Consider the following 16,198-nt stretch of genomic DNA (forward strand, 5'->3'; position numbering starts at 1 on the left):
GTGCCAGCACCGGGCAGGTTCCTTGCGGATGCCGACCGTCTGTGCCTAGAGTCGGCGGACAGGCTGGACCACGCCCGAGAGGACATTCCAATGACGAACGAGACCACTTCGATCGACGAGAACGACCCCACCAACACCGGCTCCAGCAGCACCGCGCCCCTTAATGCGCAGGCGGACAGCGACGCCGGCGCCGGATCCGGAAGCAAGGACCCCACCGGCGTGGAGGGCGCGAACCCCGCCCTTGACGACACCGGCAACGTCAAGGCCGCCGAAACGGGCGAGGCACCGGAAGCCCCCGAAAACGCCGAGGATCTCGACCTCACGCCGCAGGGCCTCTCCGACGAGCCCGCCAAGCAGGAGGACAAGGAAAGCCTGGCCAAGCCGGACAACAGCTGACGGGCCACTCAGAAGCAACGCGGGGTCACTAAATGCCCAATCTGGCGCCGTTATTGGGCCGGGAGTGACCCCGCGTTTTTTCGCCTAGGAAGCCGGCACCTGCGCCTGGATTGCGGTGATGGCCACCGTGTTGACGATGTCCTCCACCGTGCAGCCGCGGGAGAGGTCGTTGACCGGCTTCCGGAGCCCCTGCAGGACGGGCCCGACGGCGACTGCACCGGAGCTTTGCTGCACCGCCTTGTACGTGTTGTTGCCGGTGTTCAGGTCCGGGAAGATGAACACGGTCGCCTGCCCGGCCACTGAAGAGCCCGGCATCTTGGACTCGGCGATCGAGGCATCCACGGCGGCGTCGTACTGGATGGGGCCTTCGACGGCGAGGTCGGGGCGGCGCTCCCGCACCAGTTCGGTGGCCTGCCGCACTTCGTCCACGGCTTCGCCGGAGCCCGAGCCGCCGGTGGAGTAGGACAGCATGGCCACCCTCGGCTCCACGCCGAACTGCGCGGCGGTTTCGGCCGAGGCGAGCGCGATGTCCGCCAGCTGCTCCACGTTGGGGTCCGGGTTCACAGCGCAGTCGCCGTACACCAGCACCCGGTCCGGCATCAGCATAAGGAACACCGAGGACACAATCTTCACGCCCTCGCGGGTCTTCACGAACTCCAGGGCTGGGCGGATGGTGTGCGCGGTAGTGTGGGCTGCCCCGGAGACCATGCCGTCCACCACGCCCAGCTGGACCATCATGGTGCCGAAGTAGCTGACATCCTGCATGATTTCCAGCGCCTTGGGCAGGTCAACGCCCTTGTGCGCCCGCAGCTCCGCGTACTGCTCGGCGAACTTCTGCCGCAGGTCGGAGGTGGCCGGGTCCACCACGTTGATGCCGGTGAGGTCGATGCCCCGCGCGGCGGCCAGCTCCCGGACGTCGGATTCGGGTCCCAGGACGGTCAGGTCGCAGACGTCGCGGCGGTGCAGGATTTCCGCCGCGCGGAGGATCCGGACGTCGGTCCCCTCGGGCAGCACCACGTGGCGGCGCTGCGCGCGGGCCCGCTCGATAAGGTCATGCAGGAACCGCAGCGGCGTCATCCGCTCGGCCCGGGGCAGGTGCAGGCGCTCCATGAGCTCGCCCTCGTCCACCTGCCGCGACCACAGGCCCAGGGCCGAGGCAACCTTCCGGCGGTGCCCGGACCAGATCTCGCTCCGGACCTCCGAGACGCGCCGGGCCGTGGTGTAGGTGTCCTCGCGCGCCGCGAACACGGGGAACGGCGCCTGCGCCAGGAGCGGGTAGATGTTGGCGTCCGGTGCCAGGCCGCCGGTCAGGATCAGGGCGGACGCCACCGGGAATTCGGGCGAGAAGGACGACGCCAAGCACGCGACCATCACGTCCGCGCGGTCCCCCGGCACGATCACCAGGGCGCCCTCGTCCAGCACATTCAGGAAGTTGCCCACGTTCATCGCGGCAACCTTGATGTCCCTGACGTCGCGTTCCATGTCCGCCCGGCCTGCGATCTGCCGCACGCCCAGGGCGGCGGCCACCTCGCCCGTGGTGGGCCGGGCGATCTCCTCAAGCTCGGCCAGGACATACACGGGCCGCCCGGAGGCGCCCGGCTTCACGGCGGCGGCGATAGCCTCGACGTCGTCCGGGTCAGCGCGGTTGACCATGATGGCCAGCAGCGCGCACTTCTCCGCGGACAGTTCCTTGCGGGCGACCTCGACGGCGGCCGCGGCCTCGGCGACGGTGCGCCCCTTGGCGCCCACCACCGCCACCACGGGGGCGGCCAGGTTGTTGGCAAGGCGGGCGTTGAGGTCGAATTCGACGGCGGCGTCCTGGCCGGTAAGGTCCGTTCCCTCCACGATCACCACGTCGCAGTGGCGGGAGATTTCGGCGAAGATCTCCACGCAGCGGGCGTCGATGTCGGCCCGTTTTCCCTCGGCCAGCAGGGTCCTGACCTCTTCATGGGTGAGGCCGCCGCGGCACCGCTCATCCTCCAGCGCGAAGCGGGATTTCATCAGGGCAACCATGGGGTCGTCATTCGCGTCCGGGCCGTGGACCACGGGTTTGAAGAAGCCGATCCTGTCCGCGTGGCGGTGCAGGGTGTCCGCCAGGCCCAGGGCCACAAGGGACTTGCCCGATCCGGGGGTGGTTGCGCTGACGTAGATGCCTTTGGCCATGGGTCTGCCCTTTGCTGTCTGCTGGTGCCGGTCCTCCCATCCTTGCACTTCCCACCCCGCGAGATGGCACTTCGCGGCAGTATCGGACCCCGGGACTGCCGTGAAGTGCCATCCCGCGAAGCCCGCATGGCCTTGACACCGGACCCCCTCATGGGATTACCTAATGAACATTCGGTAAATAAAGCTGGAGGCAATGACGCATGGCTGAAACAACCCTTTCCGGGCCCCATCACCAGATCCTGGAGAACGACTACGCCTCCGAGTGGATGGGCATCGAGGTCCTCTCGCTGAGCGACGGCCACGCCACCATCCGGATGACCCTCCGGCAGGAAATGCTCAACGGCTTCGGCATGGCCCACGGCGGAATGATCTTCGCCTTCGGGGACACGGCGTTTGCGCTCGCATGCAACCCGGCCGTCCCGGCACCCGGTGAGGAAAACAACATCACCGTGGCCTCCGGCGTGGACATCAACTTCCTCAAGCCCGCCTTCCGCGGCCAGGTGCTGACCGCCGTCGCGGACCGCCGCTCCAGCGCCGGGCGCAGCGGCCTGTACGACATCCAGATCTTCGCCGCCGACGCCCCCCAGGCAGAAGCCACCTCCGGCACTCCCGGCGAACTCATTGCCGAGTTCCGCGGACGCAGCCGCACCATCCCCAAGAAGTAGGTAGACCATGACCCTGCACGCCCCCGAAACCCCCGCCGCAGCAACCTCCGCCGCAACCTCCGCACAGGCGGACGCCGTCCTGGACCGCGAGGAGACCATCTCCCGCGACGAACTCGAGGCGCTCCAGCTCAGCCGCCTGCAGCACACGGTGGCCTACGCCTACGAGCGGGTGCCGCTGTACAAGCGCAAGTTCGACGACGCCGGCGTCCACCCCTCCGACCTGCGCGAACTCAGCGACCTGGGCAACTTCCCATTCACCACCAAGGAAGACCTGCGCGCGGAATATCCGTTCGGCATGTTCGCCGTGCCGCAGCACGAGGTCGCCCGCGTCCACGCCAGCTCCGGCACCACCGGCCGGCCCACCGTCGTCGGATACACCAAGCAGGACCTGGCCGACTGGGCCAAGCTCGTGGCCCGCTGCTTCCGCGCGTCCGGCATCCGCCCCGGCATGAAGGTCCACAACGCCTACGGCTACGGCCTGTTCACCGGCGGCCTGGGCGCGCACGCCGGCGCTGAGGCACTGGGCTGCACCGTCATCCCCATGTCCGGCGGGCAGACCGAACGCCAGATCCAGCTGATCCAGGACTTCCAGCCGGACGCCATCCTGGCTACGCCCACCTACCTGCTCACCATCGCCGACGCCATGGCGCACATGGGCATCGACCCCACCTCCACGTCCCTGAAATACGCGGTGCTGGGCGCTGAACCGTGGACGCAGGAGATGCGGCACGAGCTCGAAGTCACCATGAACATCAAGGCCTGCGACATCTACGGCCTGTCCGAGGTGATGGGCCCGGGCGTCGCCGGCGAGTGCGTGGAGACGCAGGACGGCAGCCACATCTGGGAGGACCATTTCCGCCCCGAGATCATCGACCCCTTCAACCCCGTGGCGGGCAAGGAAAACGTGCTGGGCGACGGCGAGCACGGCGAGCTAGTGTTCACCTCGCTCACCAAGGAAGCGCTCCCCATCATCCGCTACCGCACCAAGGACCTTACCCGCCTCCTCCCGGGCACGGCCCGCCCCGCGCACCGCCGAATGGGGCGCATCACGGGCCGCAGCGACGACATGATCATCCTGCGCGGCGTGAACCTCTTCCCGTCGCAGATTGAGGAAATTGCCCTGCGGATCCCGGAACTCAGCCCGCACTTCCAGCTCGAACTCACCCGGCCGGAGGGCCAGCGGATGGACCAGTTGACCGTCCGGATCGAGCGCCGGGACAACGTCACCGCCGAGCAGAGCACGACGGCGGCGCGCGCCTTGAAGGAGCAGATCAAGATCCACGTGGGTTCTTCGTGCGCGGTGGACGTGGTGGAGCCGGGTTCGCTTGAGCGGTCCAACGGCAAGCTGCGCCGGATCTACGACCTTCGGCCGAAGGGATAGCAGGACCGATGGTGCGGGGCCGTCCCGGACTTACCGACCGTTCGTGAGAAACTAGCCACTATGCCCAGCACCACTGAAACCTCCAGCCCCGGCAGTCCAGCGAGCAGCGCCGGCACCAAGCGCGGGCGCCCCGGCTATGACCAGCAGTCAGTGCTGCGCATCGCCGTGGACGTCTTCAACCGGCACGGCTACGACGCCACCTCCATGGGCATCCTGGCCGAAAACCTGGGCATCTCCAAGTCCGCCATCTACCACCACGTGCCGTCTAAGGGCGATCTCCTCAAGCTCGCCCTGGACCACGCACTGGGCGGCCTCGAGGCCATCCTGGAAGAGCCGGAGGCGACGTCGGGAGCCGCCGACGCCCGGCTCGAGTTCGTCCTCCGGCAGACCGTGGCCGTGCTGGTGGACCGACTGCCGTTCGTTACGCTACTGCTGCGCCTGCGGGGCAACACCGAGATCGAACGGGACGCGCTGGAGCGGCGGCGCACGTTCGACCACAAGGTGGCCGGACTGATTTCGGCGGCCCGCGACGAGGGGTCGCTGCGCCAGGACATCGATCCGCGGACCGTCACCCGGCTCCTGTTCGGCATGATCAACTCGATTGTGGAGTGGTACAAGCCCGGCGGTCCGCTCTCGCCCACAAGGCTTGCCGACGACGTGATCACCATGGCGTTCGACGGCCTCCACGGCCACTCCTAGACTCTCCGAACCAAGTAGCGCCAACTGTCGTTATGGAGCCTCATAACGACAGTTGGCGCTATCCAGTTGGGCTGCCGCCCCCCCCTTCGGCTGCCCCGCGCGCTGCCAGGCACGACCCAGTTCCGCAGATACTAAGTGTGCTTGGTATTTCGGCCGATCCCCGGCTACGGTGGTAGGAAAGCCACCATCTGCAGGAGGTTGAGAATGAGCCCGGCCACACGTCCAACCCGTCCCGGCCGATGCAGGACCGCCGCCGCAGCGGCTACCGTAAGTGCCGCCGTCGTTCTTTCCGCCTGCACCGGCGGCTCTCCTCCCCCGGCCCCGAGCGAAACCGCCGCGACAGCCACGAACACCGGGGCTCCCAGCCCGGCGGCATCAGCCCCAGCAACCGGTGCGCCGGCAACGGGCAGCGGTGCTGATGCGGCCGGAAACATCCCCCAGCTGGTGGAGAATCTTTCGCCATCGGTGGTCACCATCTTCACCGACGGCGGGCTGGGCAGCGGTGTGGTCTACTCCGAGGACGGCCTGATTCTGACCAACGAGCACGTGATCCGCGGCAACACCACGGTGGAAGTGGCATTCGCCGACGGCCAGCGGGTGGAAGGCACCGTCCGGGCCACCGACGCCGTGACAGACCTCGCCCTGGTCCAGGCCAACCGCACTGGCCTGCCGAAGCCGACGTACCAGACCAACCTGCCGAAAGTCGGCGAGGGCGCACTGGTGCTGGGCTCCCCGCTCGGCTTCGAAAACACCGCCACCGCCGGCATCATTTCCGGGCTCCACCGCTCCATCCCGGGCTCCGCCTCCAACAGCCTGTCCCTAGTGGACCTGATCCAGACCGACGCGCCCATCAGCCCGGGCAACTCGGGCGGTGCCGTGATCAATATGCGCGGCGAGATCATCGGGATCAGTGAGGCCTACCTCCCGCCGTCCACCGGCGCGGTGGCACTGGGCTTTGCCATCCCCGCGGCCACGGCAGTGGAAGTCGCGGAGGAGCTCCTGGCCGACGGCACCGCGGAGCACGCGTATGTGGGACTGACGCCGGGCGAACTCACGCGGCAGATCGCCGAGCAGCTGGGCATCGACGCAAGCACCGGCGTCGTGGTTCTGAACGTTGACGAGGACGGCCCGGCCGGACGTGCCGGCATCCGCCCCGGCGACGTCCTGGAATCCATGGAAGGCGTGGAGCTGGACGCGCCGGAACGGCTCCTGGCTGAACTCCGCAACCGCAACCCCGGCGACTCGGTCGGGTTCAAGGTCAAGCGGGGAGACGAGAGCCTGGACATCAAGGCGGAACTCACCGAACGGCCCGCAAGTTAGCACCACCCCGACAGGAAGGTAAGACAATGAGCCACCCCAAAGATGAAGCAGACGCAGGATTCATCATTCCGGATCCGTCCAAGGTCCGCGAGGACGTACCCGGCGACGCCGGCGACGAAGCGAACGTGATCCGCTTCAGTGAAGAGCAGGCCCTTATAGAGGAGCAGGCCCACGGCATCCGGCCGGACACGTACAGCGTGCCCTCGGGCGGACCCACCATTGACGAGGCCCGCGGCAACATGGACCTCTCGGACCAAAGCCAGGGCGGGCGCGGAACCGGCCCCGAGGACGACAGCAGTGACGACGGCCTGCACGGCGGCGCCGAATCCTGACTTCTTAGCTCACCACGACGGCAGGGGCGCCCCGGATGATCCGGGGCGCCCCTGCCGTCTTTTTGTTCTGTTAGAGCTGGTACTCCATGGTGCTGCCCAGGCCTTCATGGACGCACAGGATGTTGTGCTCGGTGTCCATGAACCAGGCAGACTTCTCCGAGTCCCTGGTGCAGATATGGTTTTCGGTCTTGAGGTTCGGCAGGTCGTAGTCCTGGAACTGCACCCCCATCGATTCCATGTCCCGCACCGTCTTCTCGATGTCCGTCACTTCGAAGCTCAGGGCGGTGTGCTCGGAGTGTTTGCCGTCCGAGACATGCATCAACTGCAGCATGGGGCCGCCGTTGCTGCCGAGTAGTTCGCTGCCATCGTCAGCCGTGCCGCAGTGCGGGAGTCCGAGCTTTTCCGTATAGAAACTGTGGGCGCGGGCGGGGTCATCGACTGGCAGGATGGTTGTGGCTGTGTTCATTTTCAGGCTCATGTGGCCACCTCCTACGGGCAGAATCTTACGCCTGCGGCACCGGGAAAGAACCCGGGATTTTCGGGCCGATTACTTCGGCTCTTTGGGGTTGTTGGCTTCCGCCAGTTCCACCTCGGCTGTGGCCTGGATGAGGGCCAGCAGTTCGGGGTCCAGGCCGGGGGCAAACTCCTCTTTCCGCTCCGGCGACATGGTCATGGGGAAACCTTCGGGCATGACCTCGGTGGTCAGCTCGGTTCCGTCGTTCGAGGGTGACGCCCCACGGAACAGCTTGCCCGCCTGGCTGAGGTTGTCCGCGCCAAAGGTGTACTGGATGCTCTGCAGCCCCGTGTCCAGAAGCTTCTTCACCTCGGGGAACTGTTCGGCGTTGGTCTTGGGGATGGGCAGGACCTTGCCCCAGTTCACGCCCAGGCTTTCCAGTGCCTTCGCGAAGGCGTTCTCGTGGGCCTGGTCCCGGACAATGAGGTAGGCGATGGTGGAACGCGCCGTCTTGTTGTCCGTCATCTCGTAGATGCGGCACTTCTGCAGGCGGCCGGTGGATTCGAGCATCAGGTTGTAGAGGAGGTCCAGGACCAGGTTGCCGCTGTTGTAGACGTAGGAGCCGCTCCACGGATTGCCCGCCGCGTCCACGGGCAGGGCACCCTGGGCACCCACCAGGTAGTGGTGGATGTTGCTGGTGTCGAGCGCGATCTTGAGGGGCGTGGCACCCTTGGCGCCGGGCTCGTCCACGGGGTCGGTCTTTTTGCCCTGGTAGCGCGGGGATCCGTCCAGAAGCTGCGAAATGGTGGTGCCGATCAGTTCAACGTGGCTGATCTCCTCGGTTCCCACGCCCTGCAGGAGGTCCTTGTAGGGCTTGGACGAAGGGTCGCCACGGAAGTTCATGCTCTGGAAGAGGTACTGCATCATGGTGCGCATCTCGCCGAACTGGCCGCCCAGGCCTTCCTGCAGGGCGTTGGCTGCGGCCGGATCCGGCTCATCGGCGGCAATTTCATTGATCAGAAGCTGGGTATGCAAGTACATGGGCCATTTCCTCGTTTCGCTGGTTTGCTCTCACCGAAGGTCCTGCTCAGGTGAATGGATGCCACCACCGTAAGCATGCTTAGCTTTAATCGCAAGGGTACTTACTACTTTTCGCCTCCCATTGTTAACCTGCCGTTTCTTTTGCAGTACGGCGTTCTCGTAATTTCCCGTTGTCTGGCGGAGTTTGGATATCGGTGTTCTCGATAATCCCCCTCATCTTCCGCGAAGGACATCATGCGTTATCCCACTCCTCCTGCCCTTGGCATCCTGGCTGTCAGCACCCTCCTTGCACTTACGGGCTGCCAGGCAGCAGCTTCCGAGCCTGCGGACCCTGCAAGCGCCCCGATCACCATCGCCACCATTCCCCTCGGCGATGACCCCACCCAGGCGAACCCCATCGAGGCTTTCGCGGAACTGCTGGAGGCCGAAACCGGCCGCGAGGTGGAGGTCACGGACGTTCCCGACTACCTCAGCGTTGTGGAAGCCATCCGTGGCGACCACGTGGACATCGGCATCATGAGCGGTTTCCCGTCGGCCCTGGCTGTGAACACCGGCGAGGTCGACTCCCTGATGGCGTGGGCCGGCAGCGACGACCCCGTCTCCACCTGCGTGGTGCTGGACGGCTCCCCGGTCCAGAAGCTTGAAGACCTGCGGGGCAAGACTGTCGCCTTCGCAGACCAGGCGTCGAGTTCCGGCTATGTCATGCCGGTCTACATGCTGCACGAGGCAGGACTGAAGAAGGGCCAGGATTACGAGGCCATCTTTGCCGGCGGCCACGAGGGCAGCTTCGCCGCACTGAACCAGGGCCAGGTGGACGCCGCCTGCACCGCCGTCATGCTCACCGAGCTCGGCGCACCCATGTTCCCCTTCGGGGAGGGTGAGTGGCGCGGCATTGGCAAGAGCCCCGCAATGGACGTCATGGGCAGCGTGCTTGCCCGCCAGTCGCTGGACAGCGAGACCCGGCTGCAGCTGCAGGAGGCGCTGCCCAAGGTGTTCTCGGAGAACAACGCCGAGGCGCTGGGCGCACTCGGCAAGGGCTTCATCGGCCTCGAGGAAGTCATGGATCCGGAACCGGCCATCTTCGACTCCTTCGCCGAGATTGCCTCGGTGGCCGATGTGAAGCTTGAGGACCTGGGCTGATGAACGCGACGATTTCTGCAGCAGCCCTTACTCCCGAGGCACAACTGCTGCAGGCACTCCCGCTCATCTCGGTCCGGAACCTCACGGTGGCCTACGGCGACCAGCCGGTGCTGGACGGCGTCGACCTGGACGTCCGCCCGGGCGAAATGGTGGCCCTCCTGGGCGCCTCCGGCTCCGGCAAGTCCACCCTCATGAAGAGCCTTACCGGCTTCGCGCCGATCACGGCGGGAACCGCCAGGGTTGCCGGCTACGATGCCACCAACCTTCGACGCGGCGACCTGCGGAAGCTGCGCTCCGACGTCGGGCAGGTCTTTCAGCAGTTCAACCTGATTCCGCGCCTGAGCGTCCTCACGAACGTCCTCACCGGTGCCCTGCACAACGCCGGGCCCGGCAACCTCCTGGGCGGGTTCAGCAGCGCGCACCGCCGCCTGGCGATGCATTACCTGGACCGGGTGGGCATCGCGCATAAAGCGAAGGAGCCTGCCCGTTCCCTGAGCGGCGGCCAGCAGCAGCGCGTGGCCATCGCCCGGGCTCTGATGCAGCAGCCCCGCGTCATTCTGGCCGACGAGCCGGTGGCTTCCCTCGACCCGAAACTCGCAGGCTCCGTGCTGGGCCTGCTGCGTGAAATCGCCACAGAAGACGGCATCCCCGTTCTCGTAAGCCTCCATGTCCTTCCCCTCGCCCTCGATTACAGCGACCGCATCCTGGGGTTCCGGCAGGGCCGGATGCTCATCTCGGCGCCCACCCCCGGGCTTGATGCCCACAAGCTGTCATCGCTCTACGACGACGAAGGAGAGCCCGTTGACCACCACGTCTGAAGCCACGGCCGCCCGCGGAGCCTCATCAGCGGTCCCGCCCCTGGACCCGGCAGAACGGCTGCGCCTCGAGCGTGCTTTCCGGGTTCCCCGCGCACGGTTCCTCACGGGCATTCCGCTGGCGCTCATCGTGCTGGCCTGGTCCTTCTGGGGCGCCGAATTCAACTTCGCCAAACTCGGCGAAGGAACAGTCAACATGGGCGAATTCCTGTCGCGGCTCTTCCCGCCTGACTTTTCGAAATTCGGCACCATCGTTGCCCTGTTGGTTGAAACGCTGCAGATGGCCATCGTCGGAACGGTGCTCGGCGCGGTCCTCTCGCTGCTGGTCGCGTTTACCGCGGCGTCCAATATCGCCCCGCCCTGGCTCTACTACCCCGCGCGCTGGGTCATGAACATCATCCGCTCGGTGCCCGACCTGGTGTTCGCGCTCATGTTCGTCTCCGCCGTCGGCCTGGGACCGTTCGCAGGAATCCTCGCCATGACACTGGGCTCCCTCGGCTCGATTGGCAAGATTTTCGCCGAGGCAATGGAGTCGGTGGACCGCGGGCCGGTCACCGCCATGGAGGCGGTGGGCGCGTCGAAGCGCCAGGTCATCCACTACGGCATCGTCCCGCAGGCAGCACCGCTGCTGGTCTCGTACACGCTCCTGCTGTTCGAGGGCAATGTTCGCGGAGCCACCATCCTGGGCCTCGTGGGCGCCGGCGGCATTGGCCTCGAACTCACCACGGCAATGCGGATGTACGACTACGGACACCTCAGCGCCATCATCATCTGCATCATCGCGCTCGTCACGGTCATCGACCAGGGCAGCGCACTCATCCGAAGGAGAATCACATGACAGCACCCATCATCGACATCGAGCTCAGCGCTCCGGTCAACCTCCGGGACCTCGGCGGCATCCCCATCGAGGGCGGCGTCCTGCGGGAGGGCCTGGCACTGCGCGCCGACGACCTTTCCGTCATCACCGACGGGGACGCACGCCTGCTCGTGGACAACGGGCTCGCCGCCGTTATCGACCTGCGCACCGCCGACGAGGCCGTGCTCACGGGCCGGGGCCCGCTCGCCAACTATGCGGTGGCCTACCACCACCTGCCCCTGATGGAAAGCATCACAGCGGGAATGCCCGACGGCGGCACTCCAGTGATCGAGCACGTCGCCATGGGCGAGATGTACGCCCGGATGGTGGAAACCGCAGCGCCGCAGCTCGCCAGCGCCCTGGGAATCATCGCCCTTGCCCCCGGGGCCACCGCCTTCCATTGCGCCGCAGGCAGGGACCGGACGGGCGTCCTGGCCGCGGCGCTGCTGCTGGCACTGGGTGCCGGCGATGACGCCATCGTCGCCGACTACGCCCGCACCCACCCCAACATGACCGCCATCCTAAAGCGCCTGCGGCCCACCATGGGTGCGCTGATGGCCCGCCTCGGTTTCGACCTGGACGCCATGACGGCGGTGACCTTCTCCGACGAACCCATGGACATCTCGATGCTGACGATGCTTGCCAGGCTCCGGGAACGCCACGGGGACGCGCTGGCTCCCCTCCGCGCAGCCGGGCTAGGCAACGGGACCATCACCCGCCTCCGCGAACGGGCCCTTGCATGACCGCTCTTGCCACCGTGACTCTTGCCACCGGGACGGAGGAGGCCCCGGCACGTACCCCGCGCCGGGGCCCCGGCCGGCCACGCAATGAGGACATTGACGCCCAGGTCCTGGCCGCCGTCCTGGAACTCATTGACGACAAGCAGGACGTGACCGCGGCGCGGATCGTGGAGCGCAGCGGAGTCAGCCGTGCCGCCCTGTACCGGCGGTGGCCCTCGCTGACCACCCTCATCGCTGCCGCACTCGACGTGGGGCGTGAAATGCCTCCCGCGATACCTGCTGACGGAAACCTGCGGGACGCCATCCTCGAAAGCCTGCTGGGCGCCACGGCCGGCACCGGGCCGGTGGACTACCCCGACGAGCGGTTCCGGCAGAGGATCCGGCTGGCCATGGCGGACCGCGAACTGCAGAAGGCGTACTGGACATCCCACGTATCCCGGCGGCGGGCGCCCATCGAGAATGCGCTCCGGACCGGCATCGAGCGGGGCGAACTCCGGGCCGACCTCGATCCGGAAGCCTGTTTCGACCTCATCGCCGGCGTGTTCTACTACCAGCTGGTGGTCCGCGGCGATCACCTCGACGACGGGAATACCAGGGCCCGCTGCCGGTCCGCCCTGGACGTGGCCTGGCGGGGCATGGTGTCCGGCGGCCAGCCGGGCACCTCCCCCTTCGGCGGCTAGATCGGGTTGTTGCTGTCGTCCCGCTTGTCGGGGTCCTGGCCGTCCCCGTAGCCGGTGGCCGAGGCCAGTCCGCCAACCTGCTGGCCGGCATTGGTCTGGCCGGGCAGGAAGTGTCCGTCCGGGGAGGCTGCCTGTTCCTCCCCGGACCCGGGTGCGATGTCCTCGCGCAGATGCTCGTCAGCGGGAAGATCCTGGTTGCCGGGGGTTTCCTCGTCGCTCATCACTCCAGCGAATCACCCTCTTGCGTTGACGGCAACCACCGGCCATGGTGCCCCGGCTACTTCTCGACGAGGGTGAGGACGTCGTAGGTGGCCACGATCTCGTCGTTCTGGTTGGTGAGGACGGCATCCCAGGCCACCTCGCCGTATTCGTCGGTTTCGCGCGGCGTGATCCTTTTGGCCGTGAGGGTCACCCGGATGGAATCGCCGGCGGCCACCGGAGTGATGAAGCGCAGGTTCTCCAGCCCGTAGTTGGCCAGGACAGGGCCCGGTGCGGGCTCCACGAACAGTCCCGCACCCCAGGCGAGCAGCAGGTAGCCGTGGGCCACGATGCCGGGGAAAAACGGGTTGGCCTCCGCGGCCTCGTGGTTGGTGTGGGCGTAGAACGTGTCTCCGGTTGAGTTGGCGAACGCCGTGATGTCCTCCAGAGTGACCTGCCGCAGGTCGGAGCGGACGGCGTCGCCGATGCGCAGCGTCTCCAGGGATTTCCGGAACGGGTGCGTTCCTTCCGTCTCAACGGTGAAGTTCCGGTCTGCCCCGGCATGCCAGACGCCGGTGATTGCGGTGAGCATGTTCGGCGACCCCTGGATGGCGGTGCGCTGCATGTGGTGCATGACGGACCGGATGCCGCCGAGCTCCTCGCCGCCACCGGCCCGTCCGGGACCGCCGTGGACCAGGTGCGGGACAGGTGAGCCGTGGCCGGTGGAGCTTCTGGCGTCCTCGCGATTGAGCATCAGGACGCGTCCGTGGTGCGCGGCGATACCGGTCACGAGTTCGCGGGCAACGTCAGGATCGTTGGTGCACACCGTGGCCACCAGGGAGCCGCTGCCGCGCGCGGCGAGGCGGACGGCGTCGGCGGTGTCTTTGTACCCGATCACGGACGAGACCGGCCCGAACGCCTCCAGCGAGTGGACTTCCTCCGCCTCGGGGTTGTTCCAGTTCAGCAGGACCGGCGCCATGAAGGCGCCCCCGTCCACCAGTCCGGTGGAACCGTCCGCCGAGGTGACCGACGGCGAATCAAGCGTTCCGTACGCAAGCTCACCGCCGGCGTCGAGCATTGACTGCACGGCCGCGCGGACGTCCTTGAGCTGTTCCACAGAGGCCAAGGCGCCCATGGTGACGCCGTCCGCGCGGGGATCACCCAGCACCACGCGTTCGGTGAGCCGCTGGCCGATGGCCTTGCTGACCGCGGAAACCAGCGCTTCGGGAACGATGGCGCGGCGGATGGCGGTGCATTTCTGGCCCGCCTTGGCCGTCATTTCAGTGACGACGGACTTCACGAAGGCGTCAAATTCGGGCGTGCCTTCGACGGCGTCAGGGCCCAGGATCGCGGCGTTCAGGGAGTCCGTTTCCGAGGTGAAGCGGACGCCGCCCTGGACCACGTTGGGGTGGGACTTCAGGGACAGTGCGGTGGACGCCGAACCGGTGAACGCCACCAGGTCGCGGTAGTCCAGCACGTCCAGCAGGCCGCGGACCGAACCGGAGATCAGCTGCAGCGAACCCTTGGGCAGGATGTTGGATTCGACGATGGCCTTGACCACGGCCGCGGCGACGTAGCCGGTGGGTGTTGCAGGCTTGACGATGGTGGGTACGCCGGCCAGGAATGCGGGGGCGAATTTCTCCAGCATGCCCCAGACGGGGAAGTTGAAGGCGTTGATTTGTACGGCCACGCCGGGAATGCGGGTGTAGATGTGTTCGCCGGCGAAGGAGCCGTCCTTGGACAGCACCTCCATGGGCCCGTCCACCACCACCTGCGAGTTGGGCAGTTCGCGCCGGCCCTTGGAACCGAAGGTGAAGAGGACGCCGATGCCGCCGTCGATATCGATCAGGTTGTCGATTTTGGTGGCGCCGGTCTGCGCGGAGAACGCGTAGAAGTGTTCCCGCCGGGCGTGCAGGTACTGCGCCAGTTCCTTGAGCTTCAGGGCGCGCTGGTGGAAGGTGAATTGCCCCAGTTCCGCCTGGCCCGTGGTGCGGCCGTACTCCACGACGGCGGCCAGGTCCAGCCCTTCGGTGCTCACCTTGGCCAGGATCTCCCCGGTGCTGGCGTCACGGACAGGCACGGCTGACGCCGTTGATCCGGCATCCGGGGTCCACCAGGAATCCATGATGAAGCTGGGCACCGTTTCCACGGTGTCGAGCGTGGCGTGGGGAGCTGTGGCAGTGGTGGTCATCGTTGACGGTCCTTCCAACAAGGGGGCAGGAAACGGCATCCGATCATTACTGACCGTCCGTTCGGTAATATAAGTACCTTACATGAATGTGCCGCCGTGCACACTAGAACGGACCACACCATCACGCTGCACACTGGAAGCACATCAGCCCCGAAGGAGAGCACATGAACGACGCATCCCCGAACGAATCAGACACCCAGGCAAGTCCCGCCGCGGAGCATGAGCTGTGGAAGATCCACCTCGGCGAATTGGACGAGAAGATGGGCGTCAAGATCGTTGAAGAGTCGGTGGAGCGCGTGGTGGCCACCATGCCGGTGGAGGGGAACAGGCAGTCCTTCGGGCTGCTGCACGGCGGGGCGTCGCTGGCTGTCGGCGAGGCTGTGGGTTCCTGGGCGGCGGTCATCCATGCGAGCACCATGGGCAAGACCGCCGTGGGGGTGGACGTTTCCGCCACCCACCACCGCTCCGCGCGCGAAGGCCAGGTGACCATCACGGCCACACCCATCCACCTGGGCGGCACGCTCACCACGCACGAGGTGGTCATCGCCAACGAAGCCGGCCAGCGGCTCTGCACCATGCGTATCACCAACCTGCTGATGCGGCGCCATAAGTAGCCGCACCTGGGTTAAGCCTGCGAAACCTACCCGTTGCGCTTCCTGCGCCTGACCAGCGCCATCAGGACTCCCCCGACGGCGATCGCTGCCGCGGCAGCAACGGCAGCCGGCAGCAGCGCCGACGAACCGGTGAAGGCCAGGTAGCCGGCACCCGCCGGGGCACGTGAGCCGTTCCCGGTGTTGGCGAGATCAGCCGGAGGCGTGCTGGCAGCGGGAGGTACGACGACGGCGGGGGCGCCGTCCGCAGGGTCTGCCGGCACCGCCGGGGCCGGGTCAGCCGGGGCAGGGTCAGCCGGAACGGATGCGGGGTTTGTCGGCGCTGAGTCGGCGGGAGCAGGTGCCGGATCAGCCGGAACGGGTGCGGGGTCAGCCGGAACGGGAGCCGGGTCAGCCGGAACGGGAGCCGGGTCAGCCGGAACGGGAGCCGGGTCAGCCGGAACGGGAGCCGGGTCAGCCGGAACGGGAGCCGGGTCAGCCGGAACGGGAGCCGGGTCAGCCGGAACGGGAGCCGGG

The 16,198-nt window shown here is 67.0% G+C and carries 17 protein-coding genes and 1 pseudogene; 12 read left to right on the forward strand and 6 right to left on the reverse strand.

All coding sequences use genetic code 11. The features are described from left to right. Positions 1-90 precede the first annotated feature (90 nt). Positions 91-396, forward strand: coding sequence for a hypothetical protein (locus tag DXK94_RS13880; RefSeq protein ID WP_115525418.1), 306 nt, complete (start codon positions 91-93; stop codon positions 394-396). A gap of 84 nt (positions 397-480) precedes the next feature. Here the strand turns inward: DXK94_RS13880 and pta are convergent, their stop codons facing one another. After that, positions 481-2,559 carry a phosphate acetyltransferase gene (gene pta, locus DXK94_RS13885; protein ID WP_115525419.1) on the reverse strand — a complete coding sequence of 693 codons (2,079 nt, stop codon included), beginning with the start codon at positions 2,557-2,559 and terminating at the stop codon, positions 481-483. A gap of 200 nt (positions 2,560-2,759) precedes the next feature. Between pta and DXK94_RS13890 the strand changes: the two genes are divergently transcribed. The 5 genes from DXK94_RS13890 to DXK94_RS13910 all read left to right on the forward strand — a co-directional run bounded on the left by DXK94_RS13890 (position 2,760) and on the right by DXK94_RS13910 (position 6,956). Beyond that, positions 2,760-3,224 (forward strand): hotdog fold thioesterase, encoded by a 465-nt coding sequence (locus DXK94_RS13890; RefSeq protein WP_115525420.1) that lies wholly within the window; start codon positions 2,760-2,762, stop codon positions 3,222-3,224. Between the two features lie 7 nt (positions 3,225-3,231). After that, a complete protein-coding gene (gene paaK, locus DXK94_RS13895) occupies positions 3,232-4,605 on the forward strand; it encodes a phenylacetate--CoA ligase PaaK (protein WP_181884838.1) in 1,374 nt (457 codons plus the stop codon). Between the two features lie 60 nt (positions 4,606-4,665). Beyond that, the gene (locus DXK94_RS13900; protein WP_079597464.1) at positions 4,666-5,304 is read left to right on the forward strand and encodes a TetR/AcrR family transcriptional regulator; all 639 of its coding nucleotides are present in this window, start codon (positions 4,666-4,668) and stop codon (positions 5,302-5,304) included. Positions 5,305-5,508: 204 nt separating this feature from the next. Then, the gene (locus DXK94_RS13905; RefSeq protein WP_115525421.1) at positions 5,509-6,624 is read left to right on the forward strand and encodes a S1C family serine protease; all 1,116 of its coding nucleotides are present in this window, start codon (positions 5,509-5,511) and stop codon (positions 6,622-6,624) included. A gap of 26 nt (positions 6,625-6,650) precedes the next feature. Continuing rightward, positions 6,651-6,956 carry a hypothetical protein gene (locus tag DXK94_RS13910; RefSeq protein WP_115525422.1) on the forward strand — a complete coding sequence of 102 codons (306 nt, stop codon included), beginning with the start codon at positions 6,651-6,653 and terminating at the stop codon, positions 6,954-6,956. A 70-nt stretch (positions 6,957-7,026) separates the two neighbouring features. Here DXK94_RS13910 and DXK94_RS13915 read toward each other — a convergent pair whose 3' ends face one another. Further along, a complete protein-coding gene (locus DXK94_RS13915) occupies positions 7,027-7,434 on the reverse strand; it encodes a VOC family protein (protein WP_176156859.1) in 408 nt (135 codons plus the stop codon). A 69-nt stretch (positions 7,435-7,503) separates the two neighbouring features. After that, a complete protein-coding gene (locus tag DXK94_RS13920) occupies positions 7,504-8,451 on the reverse strand; it encodes a manganese catalase family protein (protein ID WP_079597467.1) in 948 nt (315 codons plus the stop codon). A gap of 234 nt (positions 8,452-8,685) precedes the next feature. Here DXK94_RS13920 and phnD point away from each other — a divergent pair, with 234 nt between their 5' ends. The 5 genes from phnD to DXK94_RS13945 are packed head-to-tail and all read left to right on the forward strand — an operon-like array spanning position 8,686 to position 12,682. Beyond that, entirely contained in the window at positions 8,686-9,591 is a 906-nt protein-coding gene (gene phnD, locus DXK94_RS13925) for a phosphate/phosphite/phosphonate ABC transporter substrate-binding protein (RefSeq protein ID WP_115525423.1), read from the forward strand. Further along, positions 9,591-10,409 carry a phosphonate ABC transporter ATP-binding protein gene (locus DXK94_RS13930; RefSeq protein WP_115525424.1) on the forward strand — a complete coding sequence of 273 codons (819 nt, stop codon included), beginning with the start codon at positions 9,591-9,593 and terminating at the stop codon, positions 10,407-10,409. The genes phnD and DXK94_RS13930 overlap by 1 nt, the downstream gene beginning before the upstream one ends. After that, entirely contained in the window at positions 10,393-11,244 is an 852-nt protein-coding gene (gene phnE / locus DXK94_RS13935; RefSeq protein WP_115525425.1) for a phosphonate ABC transporter, permease protein PhnE, read from the forward strand. The genes DXK94_RS13930 and phnE overlap by 17 nt, the downstream gene beginning before the upstream one ends. Further along, on the forward strand, positions 11,241-12,005 hold the full coding sequence (locus DXK94_RS13940) for a tyrosine-protein phosphatase (RefSeq protein WP_115525426.1): 765 nt from the start codon (positions 11,241-11,243) through the stop codon (positions 12,003-12,005). The genes phnE and DXK94_RS13940 overlap by 4 nt, the downstream gene beginning before the upstream one ends. Then, positions 12,002-12,682 (forward strand): TetR/AcrR family transcriptional regulator, encoded by a 681-nt coding sequence (locus tag DXK94_RS13945; protein ID WP_115525427.1) that lies wholly within the window; start codon positions 12,002-12,004, stop codon positions 12,680-12,682. The genes DXK94_RS13940 and DXK94_RS13945 overlap by 4 nt, the downstream gene beginning before the upstream one ends. Here the strand turns inward: DXK94_RS13945 and DXK94_RS13950 are convergent. After that, positions 12,679-12,903, reverse strand: coding sequence for a hypothetical protein (locus tag DXK94_RS13950; protein WP_115525428.1), 225 nt, complete (start codon positions 12,901-12,903; stop codon positions 12,679-12,681). The two genes, DXK94_RS13945 and DXK94_RS13950, sit on opposite strands and share 4 nt — an antisense overlap. Before the next feature lie 56 nt (positions 12,904-12,959). Beyond that, positions 12,960-15,071 carry a phenylacetic acid degradation bifunctional protein PaaZ gene (paaZ, locus tag DXK94_RS13955; RefSeq protein WP_115525429.1) on the reverse strand — a complete coding sequence of 704 codons (2,112 nt, stop codon included), beginning with the start codon at positions 15,069-15,071 and terminating at the stop codon, positions 12,960-12,962. A 164-nt stretch (positions 15,072-15,235) separates the two neighbouring features. Here paaZ and DXK94_RS13960 point away from each other — a divergent pair, with 164 nt between their 5' ends. Continuing rightward, entirely contained in the window at positions 15,236-15,685 is a 450-nt protein-coding gene (locus DXK94_RS13960; RefSeq protein ID WP_115525430.1) for a PaaI family thioesterase, read from the forward strand. Between the two features lie 26 nt (positions 15,686-15,711). Here DXK94_RS13960 and DXK94_RS21430 read toward each other — a convergent pair. Then, positions 15,712-16,198, reverse strand: a pseudogene (locus tag DXK94_RS21430) (peptidase); the annotation flags it as partial.

It is taken from the genome of Arthrobacter sp. RT-1 (assembly GCF_003367205.1).
Lineage (GTDB): Bacteria > Actinomycetota > Actinomycetes > Actinomycetales > Micrococcaceae > Arthrobacter.

Coding starts and splice junctions, on each gene's coding strand:
- DXK94_RS13940 (WP_115525426.1), top strand. CDS start 11,241: ATGACAGCACCCATCATCGACATCGAGCTCAGCGCTCCGGTCAACCTC.
- pta (WP_115525419.1), bottom strand. CDS start 2,559: ATGGCCAAAGGCATCTACGTCAGCGCAACCACCCCCGGATCGGGCAAG.
- DXK94_RS13880 (WP_115525418.1), top strand. CDS start 91: ATGACGAACGAGACCACTTCGATCGACGAGAACGACCCCACCAACACC.
- DXK94_RS13960 (WP_115525430.1), top strand. CDS start 15,236: ATGAACGACGCATCCCCGAACGAATCAGACACCCAGGCAAGTCCCGCC.
- DXK94_RS13910 (WP_115525422.1), top strand. CDS start 6,651: ATGAGCCACCCCAAAGATGAAGCAGACGCAGGATTCATCATTCCGGAT.
- DXK94_RS13945 (WP_115525427.1), top strand. CDS start 12,002: ATGACCGCTCTTGCCACCGTGACTCTTGCCACCGGGACGGAGGAGGCC.
- DXK94_RS13890 (WP_115525420.1), top strand. CDS start 2,760: ATGGCTGAAACAACCCTTTCCGGGCCCCATCACCAGATCCTGGAGAAC.
- phnD (WP_115525423.1), top strand. CDS start 8,686: ATGCGTTATCCCACTCCTCCTGCCCTTGGCATCCTGGCTGTCAGCACC.
- DXK94_RS13905 (WP_115525421.1), top strand. CDS start 5,509: ATGAGCCCGGCCACACGTCCAACCCGTCCCGGCCGATGCAGGACCGCC.
- DXK94_RS13920 (WP_079597467.1), bottom strand. CDS start 8,451: ATGTACTTGCATACCCAGCTTCTGATCAATGAAATTGCCGCCGATGAG.
- paaZ (WP_115525429.1), bottom strand. CDS start 15,071: ATGACCACCACTGCCACAGCTCCCCACGCCACGCTCGACACCGTGGAA.
- DXK94_RS13900 (WP_079597464.1), top strand. CDS start 4,666: ATGCCCAGCACCACTGAAACCTCCAGCCCCGGCAGTCCAGCGAGCAGC.
- paaK (WP_181884838.1), top strand. CDS start 3,232: ATGACCCTGCACGCCCCCGAAACCCCCGCCGCAGCAACCTCCGCCGCA.
- DXK94_RS13950 (WP_115525428.1), bottom strand. CDS start 12,903: ATGAGCGACGAGGAAACCCCCGGCAACCAGGATCTTCCCGCTGACGAG.
- DXK94_RS13915 (WP_176156859.1), bottom strand. CDS start 7,434: ATGAGCCTGAAAATGAACACAGCCACAACCATCCTGCCAGTCGATGAC.
- DXK94_RS13930 (WP_115525424.1), top strand. CDS start 9,591: ATGAACGCGACGATTTCTGCAGCAGCCCTTACTCCCGAGGCACAACTG.